The 24,965-nt window shown below is 49.3% G+C and carries 22 protein-coding genes and 2 pseudogenes; 23 read left to right on the top strand and 1 reads right to left on the bottom strand.

Translation table 11 applies throughout. From position 1 onward, the window contains the following. Positions 1-101 precede the first annotated feature (101 nt). From EDB95_RS05255 to EDB95_RS05355, 22 genes and pseudogenes are all read left to right on the top strand, one after another. The gene (locus EDB95_RS05255) at positions 102-2,069 is read left to right on the top strand and encodes a polysaccharide biosynthesis protein (protein WP_211352050.1); all 1,968 of its coding nucleotides are present in this window, start codon (positions 102-104) and stop codon (positions 2,067-2,069) included. Positions 2,070-2,139: 70 nt separating this feature from the next. Beyond that, positions 2,140-3,603, top strand: coding sequence for an MOP flippase family protein (locus EDB95_RS05260; RefSeq protein WP_133991281.1), 1,464 nt, complete (start codon positions 2,140-2,142; stop codon positions 3,601-3,603). Between the two features lie 4 nt (positions 3,604-3,607). Next, positions 3,608-4,297: a class I SAM-dependent methyltransferase gene (locus tag EDB95_RS05265; protein ID WP_133991283.1), complete on the top strand. Its 690-nt coding sequence runs from the start codon at positions 3,608-3,610 to the stop codon at positions 4,295-4,297. A 7-nt stretch (positions 4,298-4,304) separates the two neighbouring features. Continuing rightward, positions 4,305-5,420: a glycosyltransferase gene (locus EDB95_RS05270; RefSeq protein WP_133991285.1), complete on the top strand. Its 1,116-nt coding sequence runs from the start codon at positions 4,305-4,307 to the stop codon at positions 5,418-5,420. Positions 5,421-5,463: 43 nt separating this feature from the next. Then, positions 5,464-6,645 (top strand): glycosyltransferase family 4 protein, encoded by a 1,182-nt coding sequence (locus EDB95_RS05275; protein ID WP_133991287.1) that lies wholly within the window; start codon positions 5,464-5,466, stop codon positions 6,643-6,645. 118 nt (positions 6,646-6,763) lie between these two features. Beyond that, complete coding sequence (locus EDB95_RS05280) at positions 6,764-9,205, top strand: SLBB domain-containing protein (RefSeq protein ID WP_162852487.1); 2,442 nt, start codon at positions 6,764-6,766, stop codon at positions 9,203-9,205. Between the two features lie 17 nt (positions 9,206-9,222). Continuing rightward, on the top strand, positions 9,223-10,281 hold the full coding sequence (locus EDB95_RS05285; RefSeq protein WP_133991291.1) for a lipopolysaccharide biosynthesis protein: 1,059 nt from the start codon (positions 9,223-9,225) through the stop codon (positions 10,279-10,281). After that, the gene (locus EDB95_RS05290; RefSeq protein WP_133991293.1) at positions 10,268-10,687 is read left to right on the top strand and encodes a sugar 3,4-ketoisomerase; all 420 of its coding nucleotides are present in this window, start codon (positions 10,268-10,270) and stop codon (positions 10,685-10,687) included. Before EDB95_RS05285 ends, EDB95_RS05290 begins: the two co-directional genes overlap by 14 nt. Next, positions 10,668-11,096, top strand: coding sequence for a sugar 3,4-ketoisomerase (locus EDB95_RS05295; RefSeq protein WP_133991294.1), 429 nt, complete (start codon positions 10,668-10,670; stop codon positions 11,094-11,096). The genes EDB95_RS05290 and EDB95_RS05295 overlap by 20 nt, the downstream gene beginning before the upstream one ends. After that, positions 11,093-11,320, top strand: a pseudogene (locus EDB95_RS27975) (hypothetical protein); the annotation flags it as partial. The gene EDB95_RS05295 and the pseudogene EDB95_RS27975, both read left to right, overlap by 4 nt. Before the next feature lie 87 nt (positions 11,321-11,407). Further along, positions 11,408-11,521 (top strand): annotated as a pseudogene (locus EDB95_RS27980) (acyltransferase); the annotation flags it as partial. 110 nt (positions 11,522-11,631) lie between these two features. Beyond that, entirely contained in the window at positions 11,632-12,732 is a 1,101-nt protein-coding gene (locus EDB95_RS05305; protein WP_133991298.1) for a DegT/DnrJ/EryC1/StrS family aminotransferase, read from the top strand. A 1-nt stretch (position 12,733) separates the two neighbouring features. Next, positions 12,734-13,984 (top strand): O-antigen translocase, encoded by a 1,251-nt coding sequence (locus EDB95_RS05310; RefSeq protein WP_133991300.1) that lies wholly within the window; start codon positions 12,734-12,736, stop codon positions 13,982-13,984. Continuing rightward, positions 13,981-15,471 (top strand): glycosyltransferase family protein, encoded by a 1,491-nt coding sequence (locus EDB95_RS05315; protein ID WP_133991302.1) that lies wholly within the window; start codon positions 13,981-13,983, stop codon positions 15,469-15,471. Before EDB95_RS05310 ends, EDB95_RS05315 begins: the two co-directional genes overlap by 4 nt. A gap of 425 nt (positions 15,472-15,896) precedes the next feature. Then, a complete protein-coding gene (locus EDB95_RS27675) occupies positions 15,897-16,079 on the top strand; it encodes an acyltransferase (protein ID WP_262710533.1) in 183 nt (60 codons plus the stop codon). A 1-nt stretch (position 16,080) separates the two neighbouring features. Then, a complete protein-coding gene (locus tag EDB95_RS27680; protein ID WP_133991306.1) occupies positions 16,081-16,959 on the top strand; it encodes an alpha-1,2-fucosyltransferase in 879 nt (292 codons plus the stop codon). Positions 16,960-16,971: 12 nt separating this feature from the next. Then, complete coding sequence (locus EDB95_RS05330; RefSeq protein WP_133991308.1) at positions 16,972-18,261, top strand: hypothetical protein; 1,290 nt, start codon at positions 16,972-16,974, stop codon at positions 18,259-18,261. A gap of 21 nt (positions 18,262-18,282) precedes the next feature. Further along, a complete protein-coding gene (locus EDB95_RS05335; protein WP_246073676.1) occupies positions 18,283-19,365 on the top strand; it encodes an EpsG family protein in 1,083 nt (360 codons plus the stop codon). A gap of 3 nt (positions 19,366-19,368) precedes the next feature. Further along, the gene (locus EDB95_RS05340; protein WP_133991312.1) at positions 19,369-20,349 is read left to right on the top strand and encodes a glycosyltransferase; all 981 of its coding nucleotides are present in this window, start codon (positions 19,369-19,371) and stop codon (positions 20,347-20,349) included. Further along, positions 20,346-21,386 carry a glycosyltransferase family 4 protein gene (locus EDB95_RS05345; RefSeq protein WP_133991314.1) on the top strand — a complete coding sequence of 347 codons (1,041 nt, stop codon included), beginning with the start codon at positions 20,346-20,348 and terminating at the stop codon, positions 21,384-21,386. The genes EDB95_RS05340 and EDB95_RS05345 overlap by 4 nt, the downstream gene beginning before the upstream one ends. A 43-nt stretch (positions 21,387-21,429) precedes the next feature. Next, complete coding sequence (locus EDB95_RS05350; RefSeq protein WP_133991316.1) at positions 21,430-22,377, top strand: hypothetical protein; 948 nt, start codon at positions 21,430-21,432, stop codon at positions 22,375-22,377. 7 nt (positions 22,378-22,384) lie between these two features. Continuing rightward, positions 22,385-22,969, top strand: a complete 585-nt coding sequence (locus EDB95_RS05355) for a D-sedoheptulose-7-phosphate isomerase (protein ID WP_133991318.1) — start codon at positions 22,385-22,387, stop codon at positions 22,967-22,969. On the opposite strand, the gene EDB95_RS05360 is transcribed toward EDB95_RS05355, so the two are convergent. Then, the gene (locus EDB95_RS05360; RefSeq protein WP_133991320.1) at positions 22,966-24,069 is read right to left on the bottom strand and encodes an acyltransferase family protein; all 1,104 of its coding nucleotides are present in this window, start codon (positions 24,067-24,069) and stop codon (positions 22,966-22,968) included. The two genes, EDB95_RS05355 and EDB95_RS05360, sit on opposite strands and share 4 nt — an antisense overlap. A gap of 153 nt (positions 24,070-24,222) precedes the next feature. Between EDB95_RS05360 and EDB95_RS05365 the strand changes: the two genes are divergently transcribed. Next, the gene (locus EDB95_RS05365) at positions 24,223-24,957 is read left to right on the top strand and encodes a tyrosine-protein phosphatase (RefSeq protein WP_133991322.1); all 735 of its coding nucleotides are present in this window, start codon (positions 24,223-24,225) and stop codon (positions 24,955-24,957) included. Positions 24,958-24,965: the final 8 nt, after the last annotated feature.

Below are 24,965 nucleotides of genomic sequence, written 5' to 3' on the forward strand. Positions count from 1 at the left end.
GTAAATAGACACCGACAGCCTGCGATAATATGAAATTATTGAATATCTTAGGCTCGTAAAGTATCCTATAGTAAAAACCGACTGGCTTTAAATCCGACTCTATGAACCCGATTTCGTACCTGCGCTTTATGCCCAGATGGGTCATATTCTTTATTGACCTTTTTCTTACGGGCAATGCTCTGGTGCTCGCTTACCTTCTGCGCTACAATTTCAAAACGGAATTGATCGATGGCAACGACTTTACCCGCGGGGTCTCCTACGGGCTGATTGTCTACGGTGTCTGTTTCCTGGCCTTCCGCTCCTATGCCGGTATCATACGGCATACCAACACCCAGGACGCGGTGCGGATCTGGCTGACGTCCACCATCGCCGCCCTTTTGTTGTATGTGTCCAACACGGCAACTGAGCACTTTTACCCCCCCTTTCTGTTGATGCCCGCTTCGGTGATCATCATCAATTACTTCACCGTCTTCCTGTTGCTTTCGGGCTACCGTTTGCTGATCAAGGAGATATTTGCCTACGCCCCCCGTTTTGCCAGTAAAAAGGAAAACGTGGTCATTTTCGGCGCAGGGGACCTGGGATTGACCACCCTCCGGGTGATTACCCAGGAACGCCTGCATCCCTGGAGGGTGGTCGCTTTTGTGGACGACAACCCCAAAAAGGCGCAAAAGAAGCTGGACGGGATCGATATTTTCCCTACCCACCAACTGCCCCAGCTGATCAAAAGGTACCAGGCCCGCCAGGTCATCATGGCTGTTCAGGACCTGAGTATGAAACGCCGGGGCGAGGTGATCGACCTGTCCCTGGAAAACGGGGCGAAGGCGTCGGCCGTGCCCAGCGTCAAAGAATGGCTCAACGGCACCTTCCAGGTACACCAGATCCAAAACATCAAGATCGAGGATCTGCTGGAACGGGAGCCTATACAACTCGACGACGAGGAAATCGGCCGCCAGATACGGAACAAACGCATCCTGGTGACCGGCGCCGCCGGGTCCATCGGCAGCGAGATCGTCCGTCAGCTGGCGCGCTATTCCCCCCACGTGCTCATCTTAGTGGACCAGGCCGAATCCCCTCTCAACGACCTGGGACTCCAGCTCCGGGAAGAATTCGACGGGCTGAGTTTCCGGACGTTTATCGGGTCTGTGACCGACAAGCTCCGGATGGAATATATTTTTGAAAATTTCAGTCCCGACCTGGTGTACCACGCCGCTGCTTTCAAACACGTTCCCATGATGGAAGATCATCCCCGGGAAGCCGTGATTAATAATGTCATGGGAACAAAAGTGATCGCCGATCTTTCCGTTCAATACGGCGTGGACAAGTTCGTCATGGTGTCCACCGACAAAGCGGTCAATCCCACCAACATCATGGGTGCGTCCAAGCGCCTCGCGGAAATGTATACCCAGTCCTACAGCAAAAGCCTTGCGGCCCAGCCCGACGCGAAAAACAAAACCCGTTTTATCACAACCCGTTTTGGGAACGTTTTGGGCTCCAACGGCTCCGTCATCCCCCGTTTCAAGGCCCAGATAGAAAAGGGCGGACCTGTTACCGTCACCCATCCCGACATCACCCGGTATTTCATGACTATTTCCGAGGCCTGCCAGCTCGTCCTGGAAGCATCGGCCATGGGCAAGGGCGGTGAGATCTTTGTGTTTGACATGGGCAAGTCCGTCCGGATCGCCGATATGGCCCGCAAAATGATTGTGCTGGCCGGGCTGGAGCCCGACCGCGACATTGAGATCAAGTTCACCGGTCTGCGACCCGGCGAGAAACTCTATGAGGAAGTCTTGAGCGCTGTGGAGCCCACCAGGCCCACCTATAACCCAAAGATCATGATCGCGGAAACCCGGGAATACGACTTCGAGATTGTCCAGGAGTATACCCTCTCCCTGATCGAGTCGGCCATGTTCGAAAGCGACTGGAAGACCGTCCGGTGGATGAAAAGGATGATCCCGGAATTCGTCAGCAACAATTCCAAGTTCGAACGGCTGGATGCGCAGCTGAAGAGTGAACGGGCCGTGCTGACAGAAAGATTGAATATCCCCCAGCAAAATATCCCCCAGCAATAGAATGGAATTGAATTTTGGAAATCCGGCTCCCTAAGGGCCGGATTTCTTTATTTGTAGTAGTTTTAGCCGGATGTTAAAAGAGAAGGCGCTAAAGGGGGTCAGGTGGACGTCATTGTCTGCGGTTATAAGCGTGGGTATTCAGACATTGCAGTTGATGGTCGTCACCCGGTTCCTGAGCCCGCGGGATTTCGGATTGATGGCGCTGGCGTCCGTCGTCATCGGGTTTTCCCAGTTGTTCATTGACTTGGGGGTATCCAATGCGATCATACACCGCCAGGATATTTCGCACCCTCAGCTCAGCAGCCTTTTCTGGTTCAATGTCATTATGGGATCGACGGTATTTGCCCTGGTGGTCCTGGCTGCGCCGGCCATCTGCCGTTTTTACGATCAGCCTGCCTTACGGCCCGTCCTCTACCTGGTTTCCTTTTCGTTTATCCTGCAATCCTTCGAGCAACAGTTTTATGCGCTCCTGAAAAAGGAGCTTCATTTCGACGCCATCGCCAAGCGGGATATTTTCGCAAAAGTGGTGGGGATGTTCGTGGCGATTGTCTGCGCCATGCGCGGGTGGGGCGTTTATGCCTTGGTTTGGGCACAACTTTCCTACGCCCTTGTATCCGTTCTCCTGCTCACCAGCGCCGGTTTGAAACACCACCGGCCGGGTTTGCATTTCCGTTGGAGCGACATAAAACCATTCCTGCATTTCGGGTTGTACCAGACGGGGGAGGGTATTTGTAACTATTTCAATTCCCAAATAGACGTCCTGGTCGTCGGCAGGATATTGGGCGTCACTGAACTCGGCATCTACAACGTTGCCAAAACCATCGCCTTCCGCCCTTTTCAAATGATCAACCCGGTGGTGACCCAGGTGTCGTTCCCGGTCATGGCCAAGGCCCAAAATGACCTTCCCCGTCTCAAGGCGATCTACCTGAAGGGGCTGAATTATCTCTGTTCCGTCAACTTCCCCGTGTATGTTTTTCTGATCGCTTTCGCAGATCCCCTGGTCAGGGTTTTGTTTGGCGCTAAATGGGGTCCGGCGGCGCCGATCCTGGAAATCCTGTCCCTGTATACGATGACAAGGTCTATCTTTAATCCGATCGGCTCCCTGATGCTGGCCCGGGGCATGGTCAGAAAGACGTTCTGGTGGAATGTTGCCATGTTGTGCCTGGTTCCGGTGGCGGTCTTTGTGGGGGCGCGGTTTTCCCTTTGGGCGGTAGGATTGGCGCTGACGTTGCTGCAAATTTTATTGATCCTACCGGCCTGGCGATGGTTGATATACCCAGGCTGCCAGGCCACCCTTGGCGAGTACCTGGGCGCCCTTTTGCGGCCTCTTCTGGTGGCTTTGGTGGCGGGATTGGCGTTGTACGCCTGTAGCCTGGCGAACCTGCCTCACCCGCTGGCCAAACTGGCGTTGGGCGGTGTGGCGATGATCGGTTTGGCCGGTCTTGTCAACCGGTGGCTCAACAGGCCATTTTATGGGGAAGTGTCCCTGATGGTCCGGGATGCCGCGGGAAAACTTAAAATAAGATTCAATTGATTGTATGGGTGCGTTTACAGACCTGCATTGGAGCGTTGGCTCGTTGGACAAGTATATTGTGCGGAAGTCCATCCTGGACGCACTCCGGAAGACCCTCCCGGAACTAAAGGGAGATCTTCTCGACGTAGGATGCGGCAGAATGCCCTATAAGGAGCTGATCCTCGGCCAGGTTCGCACGTATACGGGTTTGGATATAGCAACGGCCATCGACTACGGAGGACCACCGCCCGACGTCACCTGGGACGGCATCCGCATGCCGTTCCCCGATGCTTCCTTCGACAGTGTCATGGCCACGGAAGTCTTCGAGCATTGTCCGGACCCGGGATTGGTGATGGCCGAGATATACCGGGTCCTCCGGCCCGGAGGAATTCTTTTTTTTACCGTGCCCTTCCTGTGGCCCCTGCACGAAATTCCTCACGACGAGTACCGCTATACACCCTTCGCCCTGGAGCGCCTGCTGACCGCAGAAGGCTTTTCGTCCCTGCGTTTGTCCGCCATGGGGGGCTGGGATGCAAGCCTTGCACAGATGATGGGGCTTTGGGCGAGGCGAAGAGGACTTAGAAGACCCATTCGTGTATTGATTAGTTTCCTATTTTTGCCTGTCATGCGACTGCTGCTGAGACTGGATCGTCCCCCCCAGACATTTGACGATGGGTATATGATCACCGGGATCGCAGGTACCGCGTTGAGGTAACCCGATAATGCAACCCAACAGGAAAATAAGGCTGGCTCTGATATGTCCTCAAAAGGACGCTTATTCCGAGACTTTTATCCGTTTTCATAGAACGAGGATAGACGCAGAGGTATTCCTTCTTTACGAGGGACTTTTGCCAAGGCGTTCAGAAGAAGGCCCCCTCCTTGCTTCCTCATTGCCCGCCAGGGCTTTCCGAAAGATTTTTAGCCTTCTGTTTCCCCGTCTTTTAAACATTCATGAGCGAAAGCTGGTCAAATTTCTTAAAGCCCGCAAGGTCGACGTGGTACTGGCTGAATTTGGCATGACGGGGGCCAGTTTGATGGGGGTTGCGAAAAAGACGGGTTTGCCCCTTTTCGTTCATTTTCATGGTTTGGATGCCTATAAATTCGATATTCTGAGGGACTATGGAGCGCGATACCGGGAAATGTTCGGCCTGGCAACCAGGATCTTTGTCGTTTCGGAACACATGCGCCGGCAGTTGCTGACGTTGGGCTGCGATCCAGAGCGATTGGTACTTAATCATTACGGCCCGGGAGAATTCTTTTTTGACGTTGTCAACAGGTATAGGCCGGGGTGCTTTGTGTCGGTGGGGCGGTTTGTAGAGAAAAAAGCCCCGTCCCTTACGATCGAGGCATTTGGCAAAATACGGGAACGGTTTCCTGATGCCATCCTTACGATGGTGGGAGACGGCCCCCTGCTGGAACAATGCAGGGGCCGGGTGCGGGAATTACAGATGGAGGACCATGTCGTTTTCGCCGGGGTGTTATCCCCAGCGGCGTTGCTGCCCTTGTTCGAGGAAGCCATCGCCTTTGTACAGCATTCCCGGGTTGCACCCGACGGGGATTCGGAAGGAACCCCCGTCGCCGTCCTGGAGGCCGGGGCCGGTGGTCTTCCCGTGGTGGCGACCAGACACGCGGGCATACCGGATGTGGTCATAGACGGGCTAACCGGCTTTCTTGTGGAAGAAGGTGACGTGGAGGCGATGGCCATCGCCATGGGCGCACTGGCGGACGACCCGTCGCTCGCAAGGCAAATGGGCACCGCCGCCCGTAAACGGATCAGGGAACATTTTACCCTGGAACGACATATTCAAGAGATCAACAAATATATAACCTTGCGATAATGGCTCTGTTGACCGGCATTTCCTGCTTAAACCTTTTCTTCGTATGAATCGCAAAATGGACACGACCCCCAGGCTCAGAAGTGTCTACTTCACGCACTATACTTCCCTTTACGGGGCAAACAGGTCTTTATTGAACCTGTTGGAAGGCCTGTCCAGGGAGAAGGATATGGAGCTGGTGTTGGTAGCGCCCGAGGAAGGCCCCGTTTTGCAAAAAGCAAGGGGGTTAAATGTTAAATGCATTGTCCTGCCGTTCTTCAACGAGATATTTGACGCCAGTTGGAAAAGGAAGCTCCACACCATAGGAGACCTTTATAAATTTTTGTATAACTGGGGGTTGGTATTTCGTCACTTTTGGACCATCAAAGGCAAGGGGAAAACCATGATCCACACCAATTCTTCGGTGACATTTATCGGCGCTTATTTCGCCTTTTTTCTACGCGTGGATCATATATGGCATATCAGGGAGTTTGCCTGGGATGACTACGGTCTCCAGTATAATTTTGGAAGGAAATATTTCGAATTTTGGTTAAAGCGCGCATCTGCTGTGGTGAGTGTCAGTAAGGCGGTCCGCGATAAAAGGGTCAGCAGTGTAAAGTTGCCGTTTGAACAGGTCGTATATAACGGCGTGGTTTTTGAAAAACACCTGTCTTACCTGGAAAGTCGCCAGAAGATCGTGAATGGCAAAACGACGTTCGCCATCGTCGGTGGGGTCGTGGCCCCCAAGAACATTCTGGAGGCACTGGAGGCGTTTGCACTGGTTCGCATGGATTTCAAGAATACGCGTCTGCTGGTCGTCGGTGATGGCCAAGACTATGACTACATGAAATTGCTAAAAGGATTTGTCAGTGATACTGGGCTGGGGGCGGATATTCAATTCACCGGTTTTGTAGAAGACATGTCCTCGATTTATGAAAAAATCGATGTGCTCCTCATGTGTTCCCACAACGAGGCATTGGGACGGGTTACCATTGAAGCGATGAGTTACGGTATTCCGGTCATCGGCTATAATGCCGGGGGGACCAGAGAGATCATTGTTGACCATCATAACGGCCTTTTCTACGAGGGGGGTTCTGTGGAGCTATCCGAAAAAATGAAATGGTTACTTACAGAACGCGGGTTGGGCGATAAAATGCGTAAGAATTGTATTCAATCGGTCCGGGAGCATTTCACGATAGAGCGATATATGTCAAATATATATAATATATATTCGGTATTAAACAGATAACAGCTATAATGTCCAAGATGGGCTTATATTTGCGTAATTTCTGAAACAGTTAAACCTATAGATGTACCATCTTCTTAAAACCGATATACGACGTTGTATTGCATTGTTTTTCATAGGCATGTGCATCAGTTCGGTCCGGCTTCACGCGCAACAGCTTCCCTCTAATATAAATATCGCCACCCAAAACGTCGACGAGCTTAGCGACCAGCAGATCCAGCAACTTTGGGAAAAAGCCCAGCAGAATGGGTTGAGTGTGGACGACATAGTACAACAAGCCCAGGCCAAGGGTATGCCTGCTGATCAGGCGGCCAAATTGAGGGACCGGTTGGCCCAGATAAGTCAGGGGAATGGACAGCCGCAAGGGGATAACATCCAGGCCGGCGAAGCCATTTATAGCCGAAAATATGGATACGTGCCCAGGACGCCGGATGATTCCCTCAAAATACTCGAAAACCAAAAGCACGAGGCCATCCGCGCCCGGATATTCGGCGCGAGTCTTTTTTCTAACGCCAACCTCACTTTTGAACCCAACCTGAATATCGCCACTCCGGGGAATTATGTCATAGGCCCGGGGGACCAATTGACCCTGGACATCTTTGGTTATTCTGAAAAAAGCAGCCGTTTGACCGTCACTCCTGAAGGCAATATCAACGTCCCCAACATCGGTCCGGTGGTGGTCAGCGGATTGACCATTGACGAAGCGCGGGATCGTCTTACACACCGTCTGGAAACCATCTATCCGGGGATTGCCTCCGGGAACACACACGTCCAGTTATTGCTTGGTAATATCCGGAGTATCCGGGTCATCGTCATCGGTGAGATTATGCGACCAGGGACCTATACGCTCCCTTCCCTGGCCACTGTAGCCAACGCCCTGTATGTATCGGGGGGCCCCAACGTCAACGGTTCATTCCGCGACATTCAGGTGATTCGGGGCGGGAAACCCATCGTTACCTTTGATCTGTACGATTTCCTCGTTCACGGTACATTGGCGAATAATGTGTTGCTCAGGGAGCAGGATATTATCAAGGTCAATCCCTACCAGGTCCGGGTAGAGTTGTCCGGGGAGGTAAAACACCCCGCGATTTTCGAAGCCAAGCCGGGGGAAACATTGGGGGATATGATTACCTATGCCGGAGGGTATACCGCCAATGCCTACAAAGGCTTTATCCGGGCCGTCCGAATCAACGACCAAGAACGGGAAATCCTTACCGTGCCTGCGGATTCCGCACGGGCTTATTCGTTGCGCTCCGGGGATATTTTTTATGTGGATTCCATCCTCAACCGGTTCTCCAACAGGGTAGTTATCAGCGGTTCGGTGTTTCATCCCGGGCCTTTTGCCCTGGAACCTGGTATGACGGCGAAAGACCTGATCTCCAAGGCCGCCGGGCTGAAGGAGGATGCATTTATGAGTAGGGGGCTTATTAAAAGGCTGAGGGCCGACTATTCTCCGGAGATATTGAATTTTAATGTACGAGATGTGGAGTCGGGCACAGTATCCGTCCCCCTTCAAAGGGAGGACAGCATATTTATCTATTCTAAGTTTAAGATCAGGGAACCCTACTATGTCATCGTAGCAGGGGAAGTGAATCACCCCGACACCATACCCTATGCCGACAGCATGCGTCTAGGAGATGTGATTTTGCTGGCCGGTGGATTGAAGGACGCAGCTTCCCTCAATCAGATCGAGGTCGGCCGGCGCATCCGCTCCCAGCAATATAGCCCCGCGGACACCAACCTGGCCATCGTGCAGCGCTTTTCAATCCAAAGCGACATGAGCGAAAACCCCGCAGCCGCTTCATTTTCGGTGGAGCCCTTTGACCGTATTATGGTGCGTCACGCCCCTGGTTATCACGAACAGATCATCGTGTCGGTGGAAGGTGAGGTCACCTATCCCGGTTCCTACGTCATCGATTCAAGGAATGAGCGGTTGAGCAACCTGATCCGCAAAGCCGGTGGACTGAAACCTGTCGCTTTTTCCGAGGGCGCGTTGTTGTTAAGACAGGGCAACCAGGACGGTGCGACCGCCATTTTCGAGCAGAACAAACTCGACGTATTCCGGGATGCAAACAAGGGAAATGATTCGGCAGAATTAGCAAAAGTATTAAGGGCAAAAAATGAAACGGCCAATGTTCAACTGGTGGGCATCAACCTGGACAAGGCCCTCCAGTCGCCGGGATCCAAGTATGACCTTTTGCTGGAAGAGCAGGACATCATAGAAGTTCCCAAGAAGTTGGAAACCGTCACCCTTTATGGTGAAATATTTTATCCGAAACAAGTGCGCTTTGACAAACGGTTTAGGTTTAAGGATTTTATAGGTCAAGGGGGCGGATTTACACCCAAAGCCCTTCGGCGAAGGAGCTATGTTGTATATCCGAATGGGGAAGTGTCCAGCACCACCAAAATATTGTTCTTCAATCATTATCCCAGGGTGAAGCCTGGTTCGGAGATATTTGTGCCAGCCAGAAAAGAACGTAAAGGCCTCGATACGACTTCCATCGTGGGGATCGTAACTGCGGTAGCCACGGTGGCGGCGCTGATGATCACGGTTCTGAAATGACGAAACGTTAACTGGAAATGTCCGTGGGTAAAAATGAAATATCGTTAAAGGAAATCATCCTGAGGGTTGGAGAGTGGGTTCGTTACCTGGTGTCGAAATGGTTGATCCTGTTGATTGCCGGCATTGCGGGTGGAGGGATCGGCTTGGCGTATGCGTTTTTGAAGCAACCGACGTATACAGGGGCGCTGACTTTTGTATTGTCCAACGAGAGCCGGGCCGGTGGGCTGAGCAGTATTGCGGGTCAATTCGGCATTGATATCGGTTCGGAGGGGGAGAACAGCGGCGCCTTCGAGGGGGAGAATATCACCCAATTGTTAAAATCCGAGCGGATTATTCGGGGCGCTATTTTCAAAACCGTTCCACCCAGGGGGACGCTGCTGATCAACCTGATTGGCGAAAAATCGGGTTTATTCAGACGCTGGATGCAAAATGAACGTGTCTCCGGACTGATCCCTTTTTCGGCAGACACGACGGTGCCCATTCAAGATAGCTTGATCTCCGTCCTTCACGGTTATATCATGAAGAATTACCTCGATATATCAAAGCCCGACAAAAAGCTGAGCTTTTATTTGGTCAGCGCGACTACGCCGGACGAGGATATTTCCATATACCTGACCCGCTATCTCGTAGAGGAAGCGGCTCATTTATATATTGAGACAAAAACAGCAACCGCCAAGGCCAATTTGGACATGTTACAGCACGAGGCAGACAGCCTGAGGATTAAATTAGAGGGAGCGATCTACAGCACGGCTAACAAGGTTGACAATACCTTCAACCTGAACCCCGCATTACAGGTACAACGTGCGCCTGTGCAGCAACATCAGATTCAGTCCCAAGTGCTGGGCACTGCGTATGGGGAAGTCATAAGAAACCTTGAAATCGCCAAGATTACGCTTCAGAAAGAAATGCCGCTGTATCAAATTATAGATGAGCCAAGGACGCCCTTGGTCAGGATGAAGTTTGGAAAATTAAAGGGTATTATCCTGGGCGGGTTGATAGCGGGGATTCTTTGCGCTATCGTTTTGTTGGTCGCCAATTCGTTCAAAGAAATGATGAAATCCAGTGCAAATATCTAATGTTCAACTTATAAATCTGCCAAAGGTTTTTGATGAACGGGGCAACCTTTCGTTTTTGGAAGCCAATAAGCATATCCCGTTCGAAATAAAGCGGTCTTACTGGATTTACGACGTTCCTGGCGGGGAACAGCGGGGCGGACATGCGTACATAACTACGGAAGAATTCATTGTAGCGCTGTCCGGTAGTTTTGACGTACTGATCGACGATGGGCGCAATAAACAAAGGATAAGCCTGAACCGATCATACTACGGGTTGTACATACCCAAAGGAATCTGGAGATCGATGGAGAATTTTTCTACCAATTCCCTCGCTTTTATCGTGGCTTCGACGGTGTATAGCGAGCATGACTATCAGCGCGATTATTCTCAATTTTTAATGTTGAATAATGCATCCCAGGAATCCTAGTGTGTACGATTGCTCTATTTATGAGCTGCCGAAAATCAAAAACCGGGCGGGGAATATCACACCTGTTCACAATGATATAGAGATTCCTTTTGCCATAAAAAGGGTTTTTTATTTGTATGACATTCCGGGAGGAGAATCCAGGGGGGCTCATTCACACAAGGCATGTCACCAATTTCTGATCGCCACCAGCGGCAGCTTCGAGGTTTTGCTGGACGACAGCAAGACCAGGCGGACGGTTCAGTTGAACAGGCCTTATATCGGTTTGCACATTCCGCCGGGTATATGGGCCTCAGAGATTAATTTCTCATCAGGGTCTATATGTCTTGTGCTGGCTTCTAACTATTACGATGAGTCTGATTATATAAGGGATTATCAAGAATATTTGAGTTACATAAACCCGCCAAAATGATTCATCCGCTTTCAGACGTTCATACCAGTCATATCGGCGAGAATACCAGCATTTGGCAGTTTTCTGTCGTACTACAAGGCGCAGTGATTGGCGCTAACTGCAATGTGAATTGTCATTGTTTTATCGAGAATGACGTGGTGATCGGAGACAATGTGACTGTAAAATCGGGTGTTCAACTATGGGATGGCCTCAGGGTGGAAGAGAATGTCTTCATCGGACCCAATGTGACTTTTACCAACGACCCCGTGCCTCGCTCAAAAGTGTACTTGGGGAAATATGAAAAGACCACATTGCAATCGCACGCATCGATCGGGGCCAATGCCACGATCCTTGTGGGGGTGACCATAGGACGGTTTGCGCTGGTCGGCGCCGGGAGCGTGGTGACCAGGGACGTGCCTCCCTATACCGTGTGGTACGGGAACCCGGCCAGGCATAGGGGCTATATTACCGGGGACTCGGTGCTGCTGGATATGAAACTGGTGGACAATAAGACCGGGGTACAATACAGATTAGAAGGAGAAAAGCTTGTAAAGGAATGATATACTTTTTGGATATAAAGGGTATCAATGCGCAATACCGCGAAGAATTGAGGGTAGCCTTCGATCGGGTCCTCGATTCCGGCTGGCTCATCATGGGCAGCGAGCTAAAATCATTCGAGGAGGAATTTGCGGCCTTCTGCGGTGTCAAACATGCTATTGGTGTAGCAAATGGCCTGGACGCTCTTACCCTGATCATTAAGGCTTATAAAGAGCTGGGAATTTTCGCGGACGGAGACGAGATTATTGTCCCGGCCAATACCTATATAGCCAGTATCCTTTCCGTTTCCGCCAACGATCTGACGCCTGTATTGGTGGAACCGGATATTTTGTCGTATAATATCGACCCTCGGCTGATCGAGGCGGCCATCACCCCGAGGACCAGGGCTATACTGCCTGTTCATTTATATGGCCGGCTTTGCGATATGGAACCCATTATGGCGATTGCCGGGAAGTATAACCTGAAGGTAATAGAAGATTGCGCCCAGTCTCAAGGCGCCCAACTTTCGGATGGGAGGCGCGCCGGCCAACTTGGGGATGCAGCGGGGTTCAGTTTTTACCCTGGAAAGAACTTGGGTGCACTGGGCGATGCCGGATTGGTGACCACCGGGGACGATGCATTGGCGGGATGTATTCGAGCGTTGTTAAACTATGGTTCCCACGTAAAATATCGGAACCTGTATAAAGGCGTCAACAGCAGACTGGATGAATTGCAAGCGGCTCTTTTGAGCGTCAAGTTGAAAAATCTGGATGAACAGAACAAACGCCGAAAGGCAGTGGCACGGCGGTATATCGAGGGGATAAAAAACCCAAAGATCGTAATACCAGAACCAGGGGGCGAAGGTACCCATGTCTGGCATCTGTTTGTCATCAGGTCGGAAGATAGGGATGGTTTGCAGGAATATTTGAAGGCCAAGGGGATTCAGACAGTCATTCACTATCCGATCCCGCCCCACCGCCAGGAGGCTTACCGCGAACTGCAAGGATTAATCTTTCCGATTAGCGAGCAAATTCACCGGGAGGTGCTGAGCCTACCCATGAGCCCGGTGCTAAAGGACGAAGAGGTCTCTTATATTATCGATGTATTGAATAATTATTGAAGTGAAACTTGTTAAGACAACTATTTTTTCCGCCATCATTACTTTTATCAGAACGGCTTCTGGTTTTGTAGCCGGGAAAATAGTTGCCTTGTTTACGGGGCCGTCAGGTGTTGCCCTCATCGGTCAATTTAACAATTTTATTACTATTGTACTGACTTTTGCCAACGGGGCCATCAATACAGGTGTTGTCAAGTATACGGCGGAATATGAAGGGGATGAAAACAGGTTAAAACAGCTTTTCAGCACCTCCCTGAAGATAAGTGTCTATTGTTCAGCGGTGTTCGGATCGGTCTTGTTGTTGACGGCACCTTGGTGTGCGAAATGGATTTTCGACGGTCGGGTCTATGTGAATCCCGTTCGTGTTCTGGGTGTAACCATTATCCTGTACTCGCTCAATACCTTATTAATCTCCATTTTAAATGGCAGAAAGCAAATCAGCACTTATACTGTCGTCAATACGGTGGGGAGCCTTGTAGCATTACTGTTTACCGTCAGTCTGGTGTATTTCTTCAAGATAGAGGGCGCCCTTTATGCGCTAGTCTTGTCTCAGTCGATCGTGTTTTTTGTTACGGTCGGCATGATCGTCAAAAGCGACTGGTTCTCCTGGTCCTACTTCAACCGTGTTTTTGACAAAGGGATGGCCATAAAGCTTTCGAAGTACAGCCTGATGACACTCGTGAGTTCGATCACTGGTCCTTTGTCCCAAATATTTCTTAGGAATATGGTGATCTCAAAGCTGGGAATTGACAGCGCGGGTTACTGGCAAGCAATGATGCGCATCTCGGATGGGTATTTGCTGTTGATCACGACGTCCTTGCTGACCTACTACCTGCCCAAATTGTCAGGGCTTCACAGTCGGGAGGAGTTGCGGCACGAAATTTTTTTTGGGTATAAAATCATTGTACCCGTCGTACTGGCGAGCTGCATGGTAATCTATTTTTTGCGGTATATCATCGTAAGAGTGTTGTTTACAAAGGCTTTTCTGCCCATGGAAACCCTGTTCTTCTGGCAATTACTGGGGGATTTTTTCAAGATTACTGCATACGTACTAGCCTTTTTGATGCTCGCCAAGTCCATGACCCGGATTTACATACTGACGGAGGTCATGTTCAGCGCCGGTTATGTACTGCTGGGTTACCTGTGTGTCGATTATTTCAAGCTCAGTGGTATAACCATCGCCTTTGCGGCGAATTATTTTATTTATCTGCTGGTGATGTTAGTCATTTTCCGGCGCTTAATATTTGCGAAATGAGGAATCTCGGAAAAGAGGATATTATACGCGTATACGACCATTTCAAAAAATCGGCCCATGCTTCTTTTGAAAGTGGCGATCATGATAAGGCCATTGAATGGGTGTCGGCGTGTAGCCGTATCGCCTATCATTCGAATTTCTTTTATACCGATCCCGAACTGGATGGGCTGCTGAGAGACATCGCGCAGGTCGTCTGCGGGGGCGATATCCGTGTGGAAGCGGATACTCCGGGAGATAGACTGGTCTTCATAGATACGGACGGAAGTGACAATCACGGGCTGACCCAGCAATATATACGGGCATTGATCGCGGCTGGGGCTGAGTTTGCATATGTATATGAAGACGCCGATCTGGGTCGCATAAAAACGATTTTAGGAGAAATCCGGGACTACCCCAAGGCGACGGTGATTACCTTTGAAAAGGGCAACTCGGATATCCATAAGACCAGGGCTATCGCGGACTTTATAAGGGAATACCGCCCCCGAAAATATATAATGCATATTTTGCCCTGGGATGCGGTGGCTGTGATGGTGTGTAATTTATTGAAAGGGGTGGACCGGTACAATATTAATGCCACTGATCATGCGTTTTGGCTGGGGGCTTCATGCATCGACTATTGCATAGAATTCCGGGACTATGGATATACCGTATCCCTGGAACAACGAGGGTTAAAAAAGAGCCAACTGTTGATGCTGCCGTATTATCCCATCTCAAACGGGGCGGCGTTCAAGGGTTTTCCCGCTCGGATCCCGGAAGATGCGGTAAAAGTATTTTCAGGGGGATCATTCTACAAGATCTACGGGGAAAAGGGATTATATTTCGATATGGTTAGGCGGCTGCTAAGCGAAAATCCTCAAGCCGTGGTGTTGTATGCAGGGGCTGGCAACGGCTCGAAGTTAAAGCGGTATATAAAAGAAAACGGGTTGGTAGATCGTGTAATTCTGCTGGGCAACCGGGGTGATATAGACGGGGTTTTTCAGACTTGCGATTTTTATCTGGGTACATACCCTATTTGCGGAGGGCTGATGTCCCAGTATGCGGCAGTAAGTGGCAAGGCCATCCTGGCGTATACCGACCCCAAGCTTGGGATAAATATGATCGAGGGGTTGGTTTGCCACCAGGATCAAGCACATATAACCGATACTTCCCTGGAGGGTTTTTATGCAAGGGGCAAGCGGCTGTGCGACGATGAAACCTACCGGAGGGAGGAGGGTGATCATTTGAAACGATGCGTCATTCCCCCGTTGGTATTTAACGATGAGCTTCGATATTTACTAGAGAATAACGTCAGTAAACGGGTAGGAAGGAAAGAATATGTGGACTATGAGGCTTTCTCAGACCTTCATTTGGAGGTAGAAAACCACTATCAACCCAATATCCAGATGTACGTGGCGTTAAGATTGAGGTGGAAAACCGCCCTTAAATTTCCGAAGATATTTGTAAATGCTATGACTATTAAGATGAGCAGGATATTAAAAATTAAATGATACTGATATCGTTATATCGGTTTGCCGGACGGGTACGCAGGGCCGTATACCTTCGATGGAGCTGTCTATTGACAGCGGCCATTTTCTATTTGAACCGGGTGGAAAGAGGTGAGTTCGTTTCTTTAGGCGTGCCCCTGCTCGACATTCATCCCGGTGCGTGCTGTGTACTGGGTGACGGTTTTCGGATGGTGAATTGCGCCCGGTATGCGACCCTGGGAAAGCCCAACCGGTGCAAGTTGTTGGTGGCAGAGGGGGCATCCCTGTCGATCGGACGGCACGTGGGAATGAGCAGTGCCGCTATCATTGTGTCAAAGTCAATCACGATCGGGGACAATATTCTGATTGGGGGCGGTGTAACCATCGTTGATACAGATTTCCACTCTCTGAATTCGGCCCATTGGCATACCGCCGAAGATGATAAAAATATGAACAGTGCACCCGTAAAGATTGGGGATAACGTTTTTATAGGTATGGACTCGATTATACTAAAAGGTGTAACCATCGGATCAAACGTAGTTGTTGCAGCAGGATCCGTTGTCGCCAGGGATATACCGGACAATCAGATTTGGGGTGGAAATCCCGCGAAGTTTATCAGAAACCGGGATTGATATGGATGTTGTCGTATTATTTAACGGTCTTGGCAACCAGATGTCCCAATATGCGTTTTATCTTCAAAAACGGAGAACAGAGGACTCCTCAAAGATTCTTTTGTTTTGCAGTGACCATAATGGATTTGAGCTGACTAAGGTATTTGACGTCGATCTCCGGGGGACGAAATCCCCTCGTCGCATTTATGCGTTGTTCAGAATCCTCCTTACCGAGAAAATCGGCTGGATCACCCGGCCACTCGGGCGGATCCTTAACCGGATGGGCATGGAGATCGTCAAGGAGAATTTCGACTATAGTTTTAAGCACGAATTTTTAATACCTTCCAGGGGTGTTAGGTTTTACTATGGCGGCTGGCATTCTGAACAGTATTTCCCCGAGGTAAGGGAAGAGATCAAGAAGGCATTTACATTCAAAGTACCTACAGATCCGGACAATGGGGAATATATCCAGGACATCGGAGAGGGGAACAGTGTTTCCATCCATATCCGGCGGGGCGACTACCTGAGCCCCGCAAACCTCAAATTGTTTGGAGAAGTTTGCACCCTGGATTATTATGAGAAGGCCATCGACCGGATAAAGGGAAGCGTCCGGTCTCCCAGGTTTTTTATTTTTTCAAACGATGCCGACTGGGTGCGAGAGAACCTTCCGGTGGAAAATGCCACCTATGTTACCGGTAATGCCGGTGGCGAATCCTGGAAGGATATGTACCTCATGTCAATTTGCAAGCACAACATCATAGCAAACAGCACCTTTAGCTGGTGGGCTGCATGGCTCAATGAAAACCCTGAAAAGATCGTTATTTCGCCGGGCCGGTTTCTAAACAGCGACACCACTAGTGATGTTTACCCTGATTCCTGGATACGATTGAACGACTATTAATTTGACATTTTCATGAAGCAGGCAGCTTTTACTATTTGCGCGAAAAATTACATAGGTCTGGCTCAAACTTTAGAGCAATCGATCAGGAAACACTCGCCTGAAACCGACTTTTTTATTTTTGTCGCAGATGAATTCGGCCCCGGTGATGCTACGGAAGAATTGCCCGGCAACGTGTTGGTGGCGAAAGACGTATTGGACATAGCAAAGGATGAATGGTATCGGATGTGCTTTAAATATGAAATTACCGAATTTTGTACGGCGATAAAACCATGGTGTTTCGACTATCTATTCGAAAAGTATCCCATGGATGCTATTGTTTATTTCGATCCCGATATATTGGTCTTCGCAACATTAAACAGCATTTACTTGCCATTGGCGGAATATCCCGTCCTTCTTACGCCACACATCACGACAATGGAGGTGGACTACGCCGGAACATTGCCGGAGCAAAAACTGCTATTTTCCGGCATGTATAACCTGGGTTTTATCGGTTTGGGTCGCAGCCCGATATCTGAAAGATTTTTGCGCTGGTGGCAAGTCAGGCTGAAGGATCGGTGTTACCAGGACAAAATGGAAAGTTATTTTACTGACCAAAAATGGATTGATTTTTTGCCAGCGCTGTTGCCGGGCAAAGTACGTATATCCCATGACCTGGGATTGAATCTTGCACCCTGGAATTTTTATGAAAGAGAAATCTTTGCCATTGATGGCTGTTTTTTCGTTCGGAACCGGATTACACGCGACGACCGGGTGACATATCCGCTTACTTTCGTCCATTTTTCGGGGTTTGACTATGCTGCGCTTACGAGGGGAGAGGTAAGCCAAAAGAACATCAGTAACTTTGAGGTCCCCCGTGATATGGACCCGGTGTTTGCAGCTTACTGGAAGGCAATAGAAGAAGGCAATTTCAAACGATATAGCAGCTTTGCGTATAGCTATAATTTCTTTTCAGATGGAAAATATGTGTCAAAAACCTATCGGCGTCTTTTCCGGCGCTTGCTGGAAGACGGGCGGGTGGAAGGCAATCCTTTCGAAGCCTCCGGCGGGTTTTACCATTCTCTAGCCCAAAACGGCTTGCTTAAGGGCGGAATGGCCGTTTCCGACAAAACGACGATCAGCAATGTGTCTAACGCTGATAAGAAGGCACGGATCATCAATAGATTTTTGTATATATTATGCAGGTGTATCGGGCCGTCGAGGTTCTTTATCCTCGTCAGACTTATGCGGCTTTATTCAAAGATGGAGAACCATGTTTATTTGATCGACAAAAGTTACTTCAAGAGGTTTAAGCTATACAGCTGAATGTATTTGTTGACATTTACAATGTTGGGCCTTTTTGCCTTTTACGACCTTTTCCTAAAGTCGGGGAAGTATTATTTTGTATACATATGTTTCGTTGTTGCCTGGTTGATTTTTCACGACGGCTTTCGCTGGGGGGTGGGCACTGACTGGGAGGTCTATCATAACTATTTTTCCGAATGTTTGGATCGGACTGAGGAGGGTTTTGAGCCCGGTTATGTCTTGTTGAGTAAGGCGATCCGTTCAATAACGGACAATTATTCGGTATTTCTGATCGTACATGCCATCATTGTGTATTCTCTGGTCTCTTACACGATCATTAAGTATTCTGTAAGCCCGCTTCTTTCTTACTTTCTCTTTTATTGCATCATGCTGACTTATATGGGCATGAACAGAGAGTATATTTCATTTGCGATCTGTGTCTTCTCTTTTCGTTTCATTTTAGAGCGGCGTATTTGGCCATTCCTATTGTGCATATTCGTTGCCTTTTGGTTTCACCTTACGGCGATAATGTTCGTGTTCGCCTATTTCCTGAACCGCCCCATCTCTACGAAGGTGATGATTTGGGTGTTAGGAGCGGCCGTTGCCATATCGTTATCAGGTATTCTTAATAAGCTGCCGTTGAACCTTGTGCTTGTCGGAGGCGCTGTTGGCGATAAGCTGGATTTTTATTCCAGTTCTTATAGCCTGGAGACGAATATGCTGGCTACCTTTCTCGGATTGTTGAAACGTTGTATTTGGGTGTGCCTGGCTATGTTTTTTCGAAAGGGAATTAAGAATATGGATGACCGGTTTAACTTCGTTTTCAACCTGTACTTTATTGGAACGGTTGTATATGTCATCTTCAACAATTCGATTTTGCAGATCGTGGTGGCAAGGGGATTGATCTACTACAATATCGCCGAGATATTCCTGGTACCCTATCTGGTGAGCATTTTCGCAAAAGGGATTACCCAACGCGTTTTTTTTAGCCTCATCTGCATATATTGTTGGCTGGTGATGCAAAAAGGGATGAATTTTTACAAGGAAAACCTCGATGTTGATATTTTCAGGCCGTATAACTCGGTGCTGGTTGACGATCAATATGATGCAATGGATAAATTATAAGCGATGCAGGTTACATATTTTTACAGGAATTCGAAAGCCGGTTTTAGCATCGCCAAGGTATTCGGCACTGTAACCCGGGAAATTGCCAAAACGACTACTATTCTGGAAAGGGAAGTGCCGGCAAGGAGAGCCGATGTATGGAGTGTCGTCAAAAATGTTCTTTTTGTTTGGAGGCACAGGGACCGAAAGGGCATTAACCATATCACCGGTGATATACATTATTGTGTGGTTGCACTTATAGGGTGCAAGTCCGTTCTTACCGTTCACGATCTGAGCGCTTGTCACGGGAGTAAAAACCGGTTGAAGAAATGGTTACTGGAGGTCATATGGTTTAAGATACCCGTGGCCCTGGCTTCCAGGGTAGTTTGTATATCGGAACACACGCGAAAGGACCTGATGGTCCTCACGGGACGAGGGGATATAGAAATGATTTATAATGCGGTGGATCCAATTTATGTACCGGCACCCCGGGTCTTCAATATGTCGAGACCGGTCGTACTTCAAGTCGGCGCAGCCTGGAACAAGAATTTTGAAAATACTGTCCGTGCACTGTCTTCCTTACCCTGTACCCTGGTTGTCGTAGGCACATTGTCGGACGATCAGTTCCGCCTGCTGCACCAAAGCGGTATACCCTATTCGGTAAAAAACGGCTTGTCCGAAGAGGGAATGTTATCGGAGTACTATAACTGTGATATAGTTTCGTTTTGCTCGGTATTTGAAGGTTTTGGAATGCCCATCATCGAGGGTAATGCCGTTGGGCGATGCGTGGTGACATCGGATCGCGCCCCTATGTCGGAAGTAGCGGCACAGGGGGCTTGCCTGGTCGATCCGGAGAACATATCATCCATGACCGCGGGATATAAAAGGGTGATGAATGATAGCCATTATAGGGAAAAACTGGTTGAGTCAGGGTTCGAAAACGTTGCACGGTACGACGCAGGGAAAATTGCCTCGGCGTACCTGGCTATATATTCAACACTATGATCTATATTAACGGACGATTTCTGGGTAAAAAGGACGGCATTGGAAGGTTCTCCCTTGAAATTTGCCGTGGGCTGCAGGCTTTAGGCCTCCCCTTTACGTTGGTCGTGCCAGAGTGGTTATCTTATGACAATTCAGATGGCTTTTCGATCGTCCGGTATGGCCGGCTTCGGTCGCATTTTTGGGAACAGGTGGATCTTTTGCGGTTTCTGTTGCGGGAAGGGCGGCCGCTGCTGGTTAATTTTTCCGGGCTTGGCCCTGTGTGGTACAAGAACCAGGTGGTCACCATACATGATTTGGCGGTTTTTGTAGAACCTCGCTGGTTTTCAAGATCCTACCGATTATTTTACCGGTTGGCCACACCGCTGGCCGCCAGGTCTGCAAGAGCCATCCTAACCGTTAGTAATTTCTCCAAAGGGGAGATTCTCCGGTTCCTGGATGTGCCTGAGGGTAAAATAACCGTCATACCCAACGCCGTCTCCCGACAGGTGGTCGCCGGGGAGGGGACGGCTGGTCCAATAGCCGGTGCGTATGTACTTGCCGTAGCATCGCTGGACCCAAGAAAAAATCATAAGGGTTTGATCAATGCATTTACAGACCCGGCTTTGGACGACTATACACTGGTGTTGGTAGGAAAAACAGCTTCGAACTTCAACCTAAAGCTCGGACTGGTGAGCCAGAGAAATATCCGTTTTTTAGGGTTCGTATCCGATGTGGAATTGCGCCTGCTATACAAAGGCGCGGCTGTATTTGTTTGCCCCTCGTTATATGAGGGCTTCGGAATACCCCCCCTGGAGGCAATGGCGAACTGTTGCCCCGTCATTGTTTCGGATATACCGATTTTTAAAGAGGTCTGCGGGGATGCGGTAGTCTATGTGGATCCCCTGAGGGTCGAAGCAATTCGCGGCGCCATGCTGCAGGTGCTATCAGACGCGAGTCTGCAAAGGGAGCTGGTTAAGAAAGGCCTTCGACAATCGGAAAAATTCAGCTGGAATGCGTCGGCCGCAAAGGTGAAGCGGGTGCTTGAATTCTTGGGCTAATCTGTTATTTTTGGAAGATTTCCTAAACGTACAAAACAAGTGTATGCGCCTTGATGTAAGGTATATAAGCGATAAACTCCTAAACAAGTTATATATCAGAGTATTTGCCGGCAAAAAGGTGAACATTAACATGTATGATATGAGTGGCCAGCGGCAGCGCGCGCGTCGAATCCTTTTTTATTTTGACGACAGCCGCTTTATGCACCTCGGAGATCACTTGTTCTTTGAACCCGTTTGCCGTCTTTTCAGAAATAACGGTTATTCCATTGCAGTGCGCCCGACGCGCGCGATGGTGCCGTATTTCGAGGCACTTGGATATGCGATCGACGCGAACGGAGATATGAATACCTACGACCTGATTGTGTCCAAACCGGACTTCCTTCTGAGCCTTAGGCAGTATCTTCACAAGCTTTTCCTTGTGGAAACGGCATGTGCCGATATACAGCAACCGCTGATCAATGATTTATTGGGAAAATTGCAGGCCTTGTTTCATTTACCCGCGCCTGTAGATGCGCGCCCGGCCTGGCCGGCCGACCAGGACAACCATTTTTCCGCTGTGCTTGAAGACGGAGGAAAATATGTTTTATACAACAACTATTTAAACTCCGGGGCATTTAGGGTGGGTTCAGAGAAGTTCGTCAGGCTGGAACAATTCATGCTGGAGTTTGTCGCCGCCCATCCGAACGTAAAGGTAATTCACTCGGGAAGTGCGGCAGACCGGGAAAGGGATTTCCGCACCTACCCCTTTGTAGACATAGACCTGAGAGGGAAGACCAGTCCCTTTGAACTCTTTGCATTGGTCGCACGCCCGGAAGTCAAACATTATGTGGGGTTCGATAATTATTTGATGCACCTGTTCATGATGGCGGACAAAAAGGCGTATGTTATGTCCCGGGGCCGCTGGAGCCCAAAAGAGCGTTTTTTTTTGGAAAACTTCATTGATCCTCCTTTCTTGCATCCCGACATTCTTTCAGTGAAACAATACATTTAGCGACAGTATGATCGACTTAATTGATGACGTAGTCAATGCCAGCATCCAGGTAAAACAATCCATTTTAGCGAACCAGGATATAAAGGCCGACATCGCCAGCGCTGCGAACGCCCTCATTCGGCTTTTCGAAGGTTCTGGCAAGTTCCTGGTTGCCGGAAATGGCGGCAGTGCGGCGGATGCTCAGCATATTGCTGCGGAATTCGTGGTTCGATTCAAGAGGAATCGAAGGGCCCTGCCTGCCATAGCACTCACGGTTGACAGTTCGGTATTGACGGCAGCAGGCAACGATTTCTCTTTCGATGAAGTGTTTTCACGCCAGGTGGAAGCGCTGGGATCTTCAGGCGATGTGTTTCTTGGCATTTCGACCAGCGGAAACTCCCGCAATATCCTGGCGGCTTTGAGGGCGGCCAAGGCAGCCGGTTTGGAAACGATTGCGCTGACAGGCAAGCATATAACGCCAATGGATGCACTTGCCGATATTGTCATCAAAGCGCCTTCAGAAGTAACTGCGCGGATCCAGGAGGCGCACATTATGATTGGACATATTCTGTGTCAGATTGTGGATGACCATTTTGCCGGAGAACTTGCCTAAGCCCCCCTTTCTATATGAGCGTCGGTACGCCAGAGTTTTTTGGCTCGAATGATTCTCTTCCCCAGGTCAATCCCAGGGTTTTCGACGAATCGTTGTGTAAAGGTGGCAACCGCTATTGAAAGGGCTGTTACGATAAAAAAAATTGCCAGGAGGGATATAAGTGCGCTAAGGTGGAAAACAGAGTTCAAGTATGAGGCGAAGGACCACGCGAATATAAAATGAATGATGTAAATGGAATAGGATAGCTGTCCTATCCGCGCGAGAATTTTACTATTCAGCCAGGAAATGTTCTCGAAGGCAAGGACAAGAAAAATGAAGGAGATGGCTGCGACAAATGGGAATACCGCGATCCTGCTGGTCAACTTGACCGACAACAGGAATGATAATATAAAGAGAACAAAAAATATAGGCAAGAATAGTTTTGGATTTATGCGCTGAAACCAGGATTTTGCGAAGAAGAAGGAGATACCAGTTGAAAAGACGGGAAGTTGATTGATGATATAATAGAAATAATAATCTTCTTCTTCTGGCTGCGACCGGAAATGGAGGCGCGAAGTGACATAGGCTACAAGAAAAAAAAGGATAGGTATTAAGAGGTAAAATATCTTGTGCTTTATTTTAGAATAAATCATAAAAATGAAAGGGAACATAAGATAGAACAAGACCTCTGTACCAATTGACCATCCGCCGGGCACAGCAGCGTTTACGGCCACCGGAGATGCCCCATGCAATAAAAAAACATTGGCTACTGTTGTAAAGCATGTATAAGATCCAAAACCCCTTAGAACCGGGAGGCCGGAGTATCGGGACAATAAGAAATAGAGCAGGATACCCAGATAGTATATAGGTGCTATCCTGAAGTATCTTCTGATATAAAAAATGGTAATCCCATCATGCCGCTTTGTCATCGAGAGGCAAAGCGTGTATGCAGAAAGGAGAAAAAACAATTGAACACCTATCCTACCATATCCGGCCAGCAATAAAATATGAGGATTAGGCTGGCTAACCGATTGGGCTGTGTGAACCATTATGACCATTAATATAGCTACCCCCCTGAGACAATCTATGTATGCTAACTTGGATGGGTCTTTGAAGGTCATCTAAACGAAATTATTGTTTTTTTCGCGAGCAACAAAACACATCGAGGTAAAACGAATGATAATTAAGATGCAGGAAGGAGCGAACGTGCTCACCCGGAACCTGGTGAACCGGCTTAGGCGCATGGATCTGCGGTAATACGTTATATTTGATAGATGTTTAGCTTGATTAAGCGCAAGGCTCCTGTACCTCTGTTCCCTTTTGGAACGGATATGCATTCCCATCTTCTTCCAGGCGTGGATGACGGAGCCTCCGGTGTGGAGGCATCGCTGGGGCTGATCGCCGGCTTGCGCGCGCTGGGCTACCGGTCGCTGGTGACGACCCCCCATGTGTATAGCGAGCTGTATCCCAATACACCGGCCACGCTGGCGCCTGCCTTTGCGACATTGCAAGAAGCCCTTACGACATCGGAAATCCCCTTGCGGTACGCCGCGGAATATTTCCTCGATGACTATGTGGATGCGCTGTTGCAGGACAAAAACCCCCTGTTGTGTATATACGAGAACTGGGTGCTGGTGGAAACCTCCTTTGTCCAAGCGCCCCTGGACCTCGACCGTCGTTTATTCGATGTCCAGCTGGCCGGTTATAAACCGATCCTGGCGCATCCGGAGCGTTACCCTTATTGGCACCTGGACCGCTCGAAATACCATGACTTCAGAGAAAAAGGACTATTGCTCCAGGTAAACCTCCTGTCGCTGACGGGTTATTACGGCAAAGCCGTGGCGGACACAGCCAGGTACCTGGTGAAAGAGGAAATGGTCGACCTGGTGGGTACCGATTGCCACCATGAACGTCATATAGCGGCGTTACAGAAGGGCGCCGGGGACATCCTCCGGATCCTGGAGCCCCTGGTGCGCAAAGACAAGCTCCTGAACAACCACATTTTTTAGTACTTTGC

This window comes from Dinghuibacter silviterrae (assembly GCF_004366355.1).
Taxonomy (GTDB): Bacteria; Bacteroidota; Bacteroidia; order Chitinophagales; family Chitinophagaceae; genus Dinghuibacter; species Dinghuibacter silviterrae.

Bases quoted from the DNA above. Each gene is read 5' to 3' on its own strand.
- EDB95_RS05255 (WP_211352050.1), top strand. From the start codon at position 102: ATGAACCCGATTTCGTACCTGCGCTTTATGCCCAGATGGGTCATATTC.
- EDB95_RS05260 (WP_133991281.1), top strand. From the start codon at position 2,140: ATGTTAAAAGAGAAGGCGCTAAAGGGGGTCAGGTGGACGTCATTGTCT.
- EDB95_RS05265 (WP_133991283.1), top strand. From the start codon at position 3,608: ATGGGTGCGTTTACAGACCTGCATTGGAGCGTTGGCTCGTTGGACAAG.
- EDB95_RS05270 (WP_133991285.1), top strand. From the start codon at position 4,305: ATGCAACCCAACAGGAAAATAAGGCTGGCTCTGATATGTCCTCAAAAG.
- EDB95_RS05275 (WP_133991287.1), top strand. From the start codon at position 5,464: ATGAATCGCAAAATGGACACGACCCCCAGGCTCAGAAGTGTCTACTTC.
- EDB95_RS05280 (WP_162852487.1), top strand. From the start codon at position 6,764: ATGTGCATCAGTTCGGTCCGGCTTCACGCGCAACAGCTTCCCTCTAAT.
- EDB95_RS05285 (WP_133991291.1), top strand. From the start codon at position 9,223: ATGTCCGTGGGTAAAAATGAAATATCGTTAAAGGAAATCATCCTGAGG.
- EDB95_RS05295 (WP_133991294.1), top strand. From the start codon at position 10,668: ATGCATCCCAGGAATCCTAGTGTGTACGATTGCTCTATTTATGAGCTG.
- EDB95_RS05305 (WP_133991298.1), top strand. From the start codon at position 11,632: ATGATATACTTTTTGGATATAAAGGGTATCAATGCGCAATACCGCGAA.
- EDB95_RS05315 (WP_133991302.1), top strand. From the start codon at position 13,981: ATGAGGAATCTCGGAAAAGAGGATATTATACGCGTATACGACCATTTC.
- EDB95_RS27675 (WP_262710533.1), top strand. From the start codon at position 15,897: ATGAACAGTGCACCCGTAAAGATTGGGGATAACGTTTTTATAGGTATG.
- EDB95_RS27680 (WP_133991306.1), top strand. From the start codon at position 16,081: ATGGATGTTGTCGTATTATTTAACGGTCTTGGCAACCAGATGTCCCAA.
- EDB95_RS05330 (WP_133991308.1), top strand. From the start codon at position 16,972: ATGAAGCAGGCAGCTTTTACTATTTGCGCGAAAAATTACATAGGTCTG.
- EDB95_RS05335 (WP_246073676.1), top strand. From the start codon at position 18,283: ATGTTGGGCCTTTTTGCCTTTTACGACCTTTTCCTAAAGTCGGGGAAG.
- EDB95_RS05340 (WP_133991312.1), top strand. From the start codon at position 19,369: ATGCAGGTTACATATTTTTACAGGAATTCGAAAGCCGGTTTTAGCATC.
- EDB95_RS05345 (WP_133991314.1), top strand. From the start codon at position 20,346: ATGATCTATATTAACGGACGATTTCTGGGTAAAAAGGACGGCATTGGA.
- EDB95_RS05350 (WP_133991316.1), top strand. From the start codon at position 21,430: ATGCGCCTTGATGTAAGGTATATAAGCGATAAACTCCTAAACAAGTTA.
- EDB95_RS05355 (WP_133991318.1), top strand. From the start codon at position 22,385: ATGATCGACTTAATTGATGACGTAGTCAATGCCAGCATCCAGGTAAAA.
- EDB95_RS05360 (WP_133991320.1), bottom strand. From the start codon at position 24,069: ATGACCTTCAAAGACCCATCCAAGTTAGCATACATAGATTGTCTCAGG.
- EDB95_RS05365 (WP_133991322.1), top strand. From the start codon at position 24,223: ATGTTTAGCTTGATTAAGCGCAAGGCTCCTGTACCTCTGTTCCCTTTT.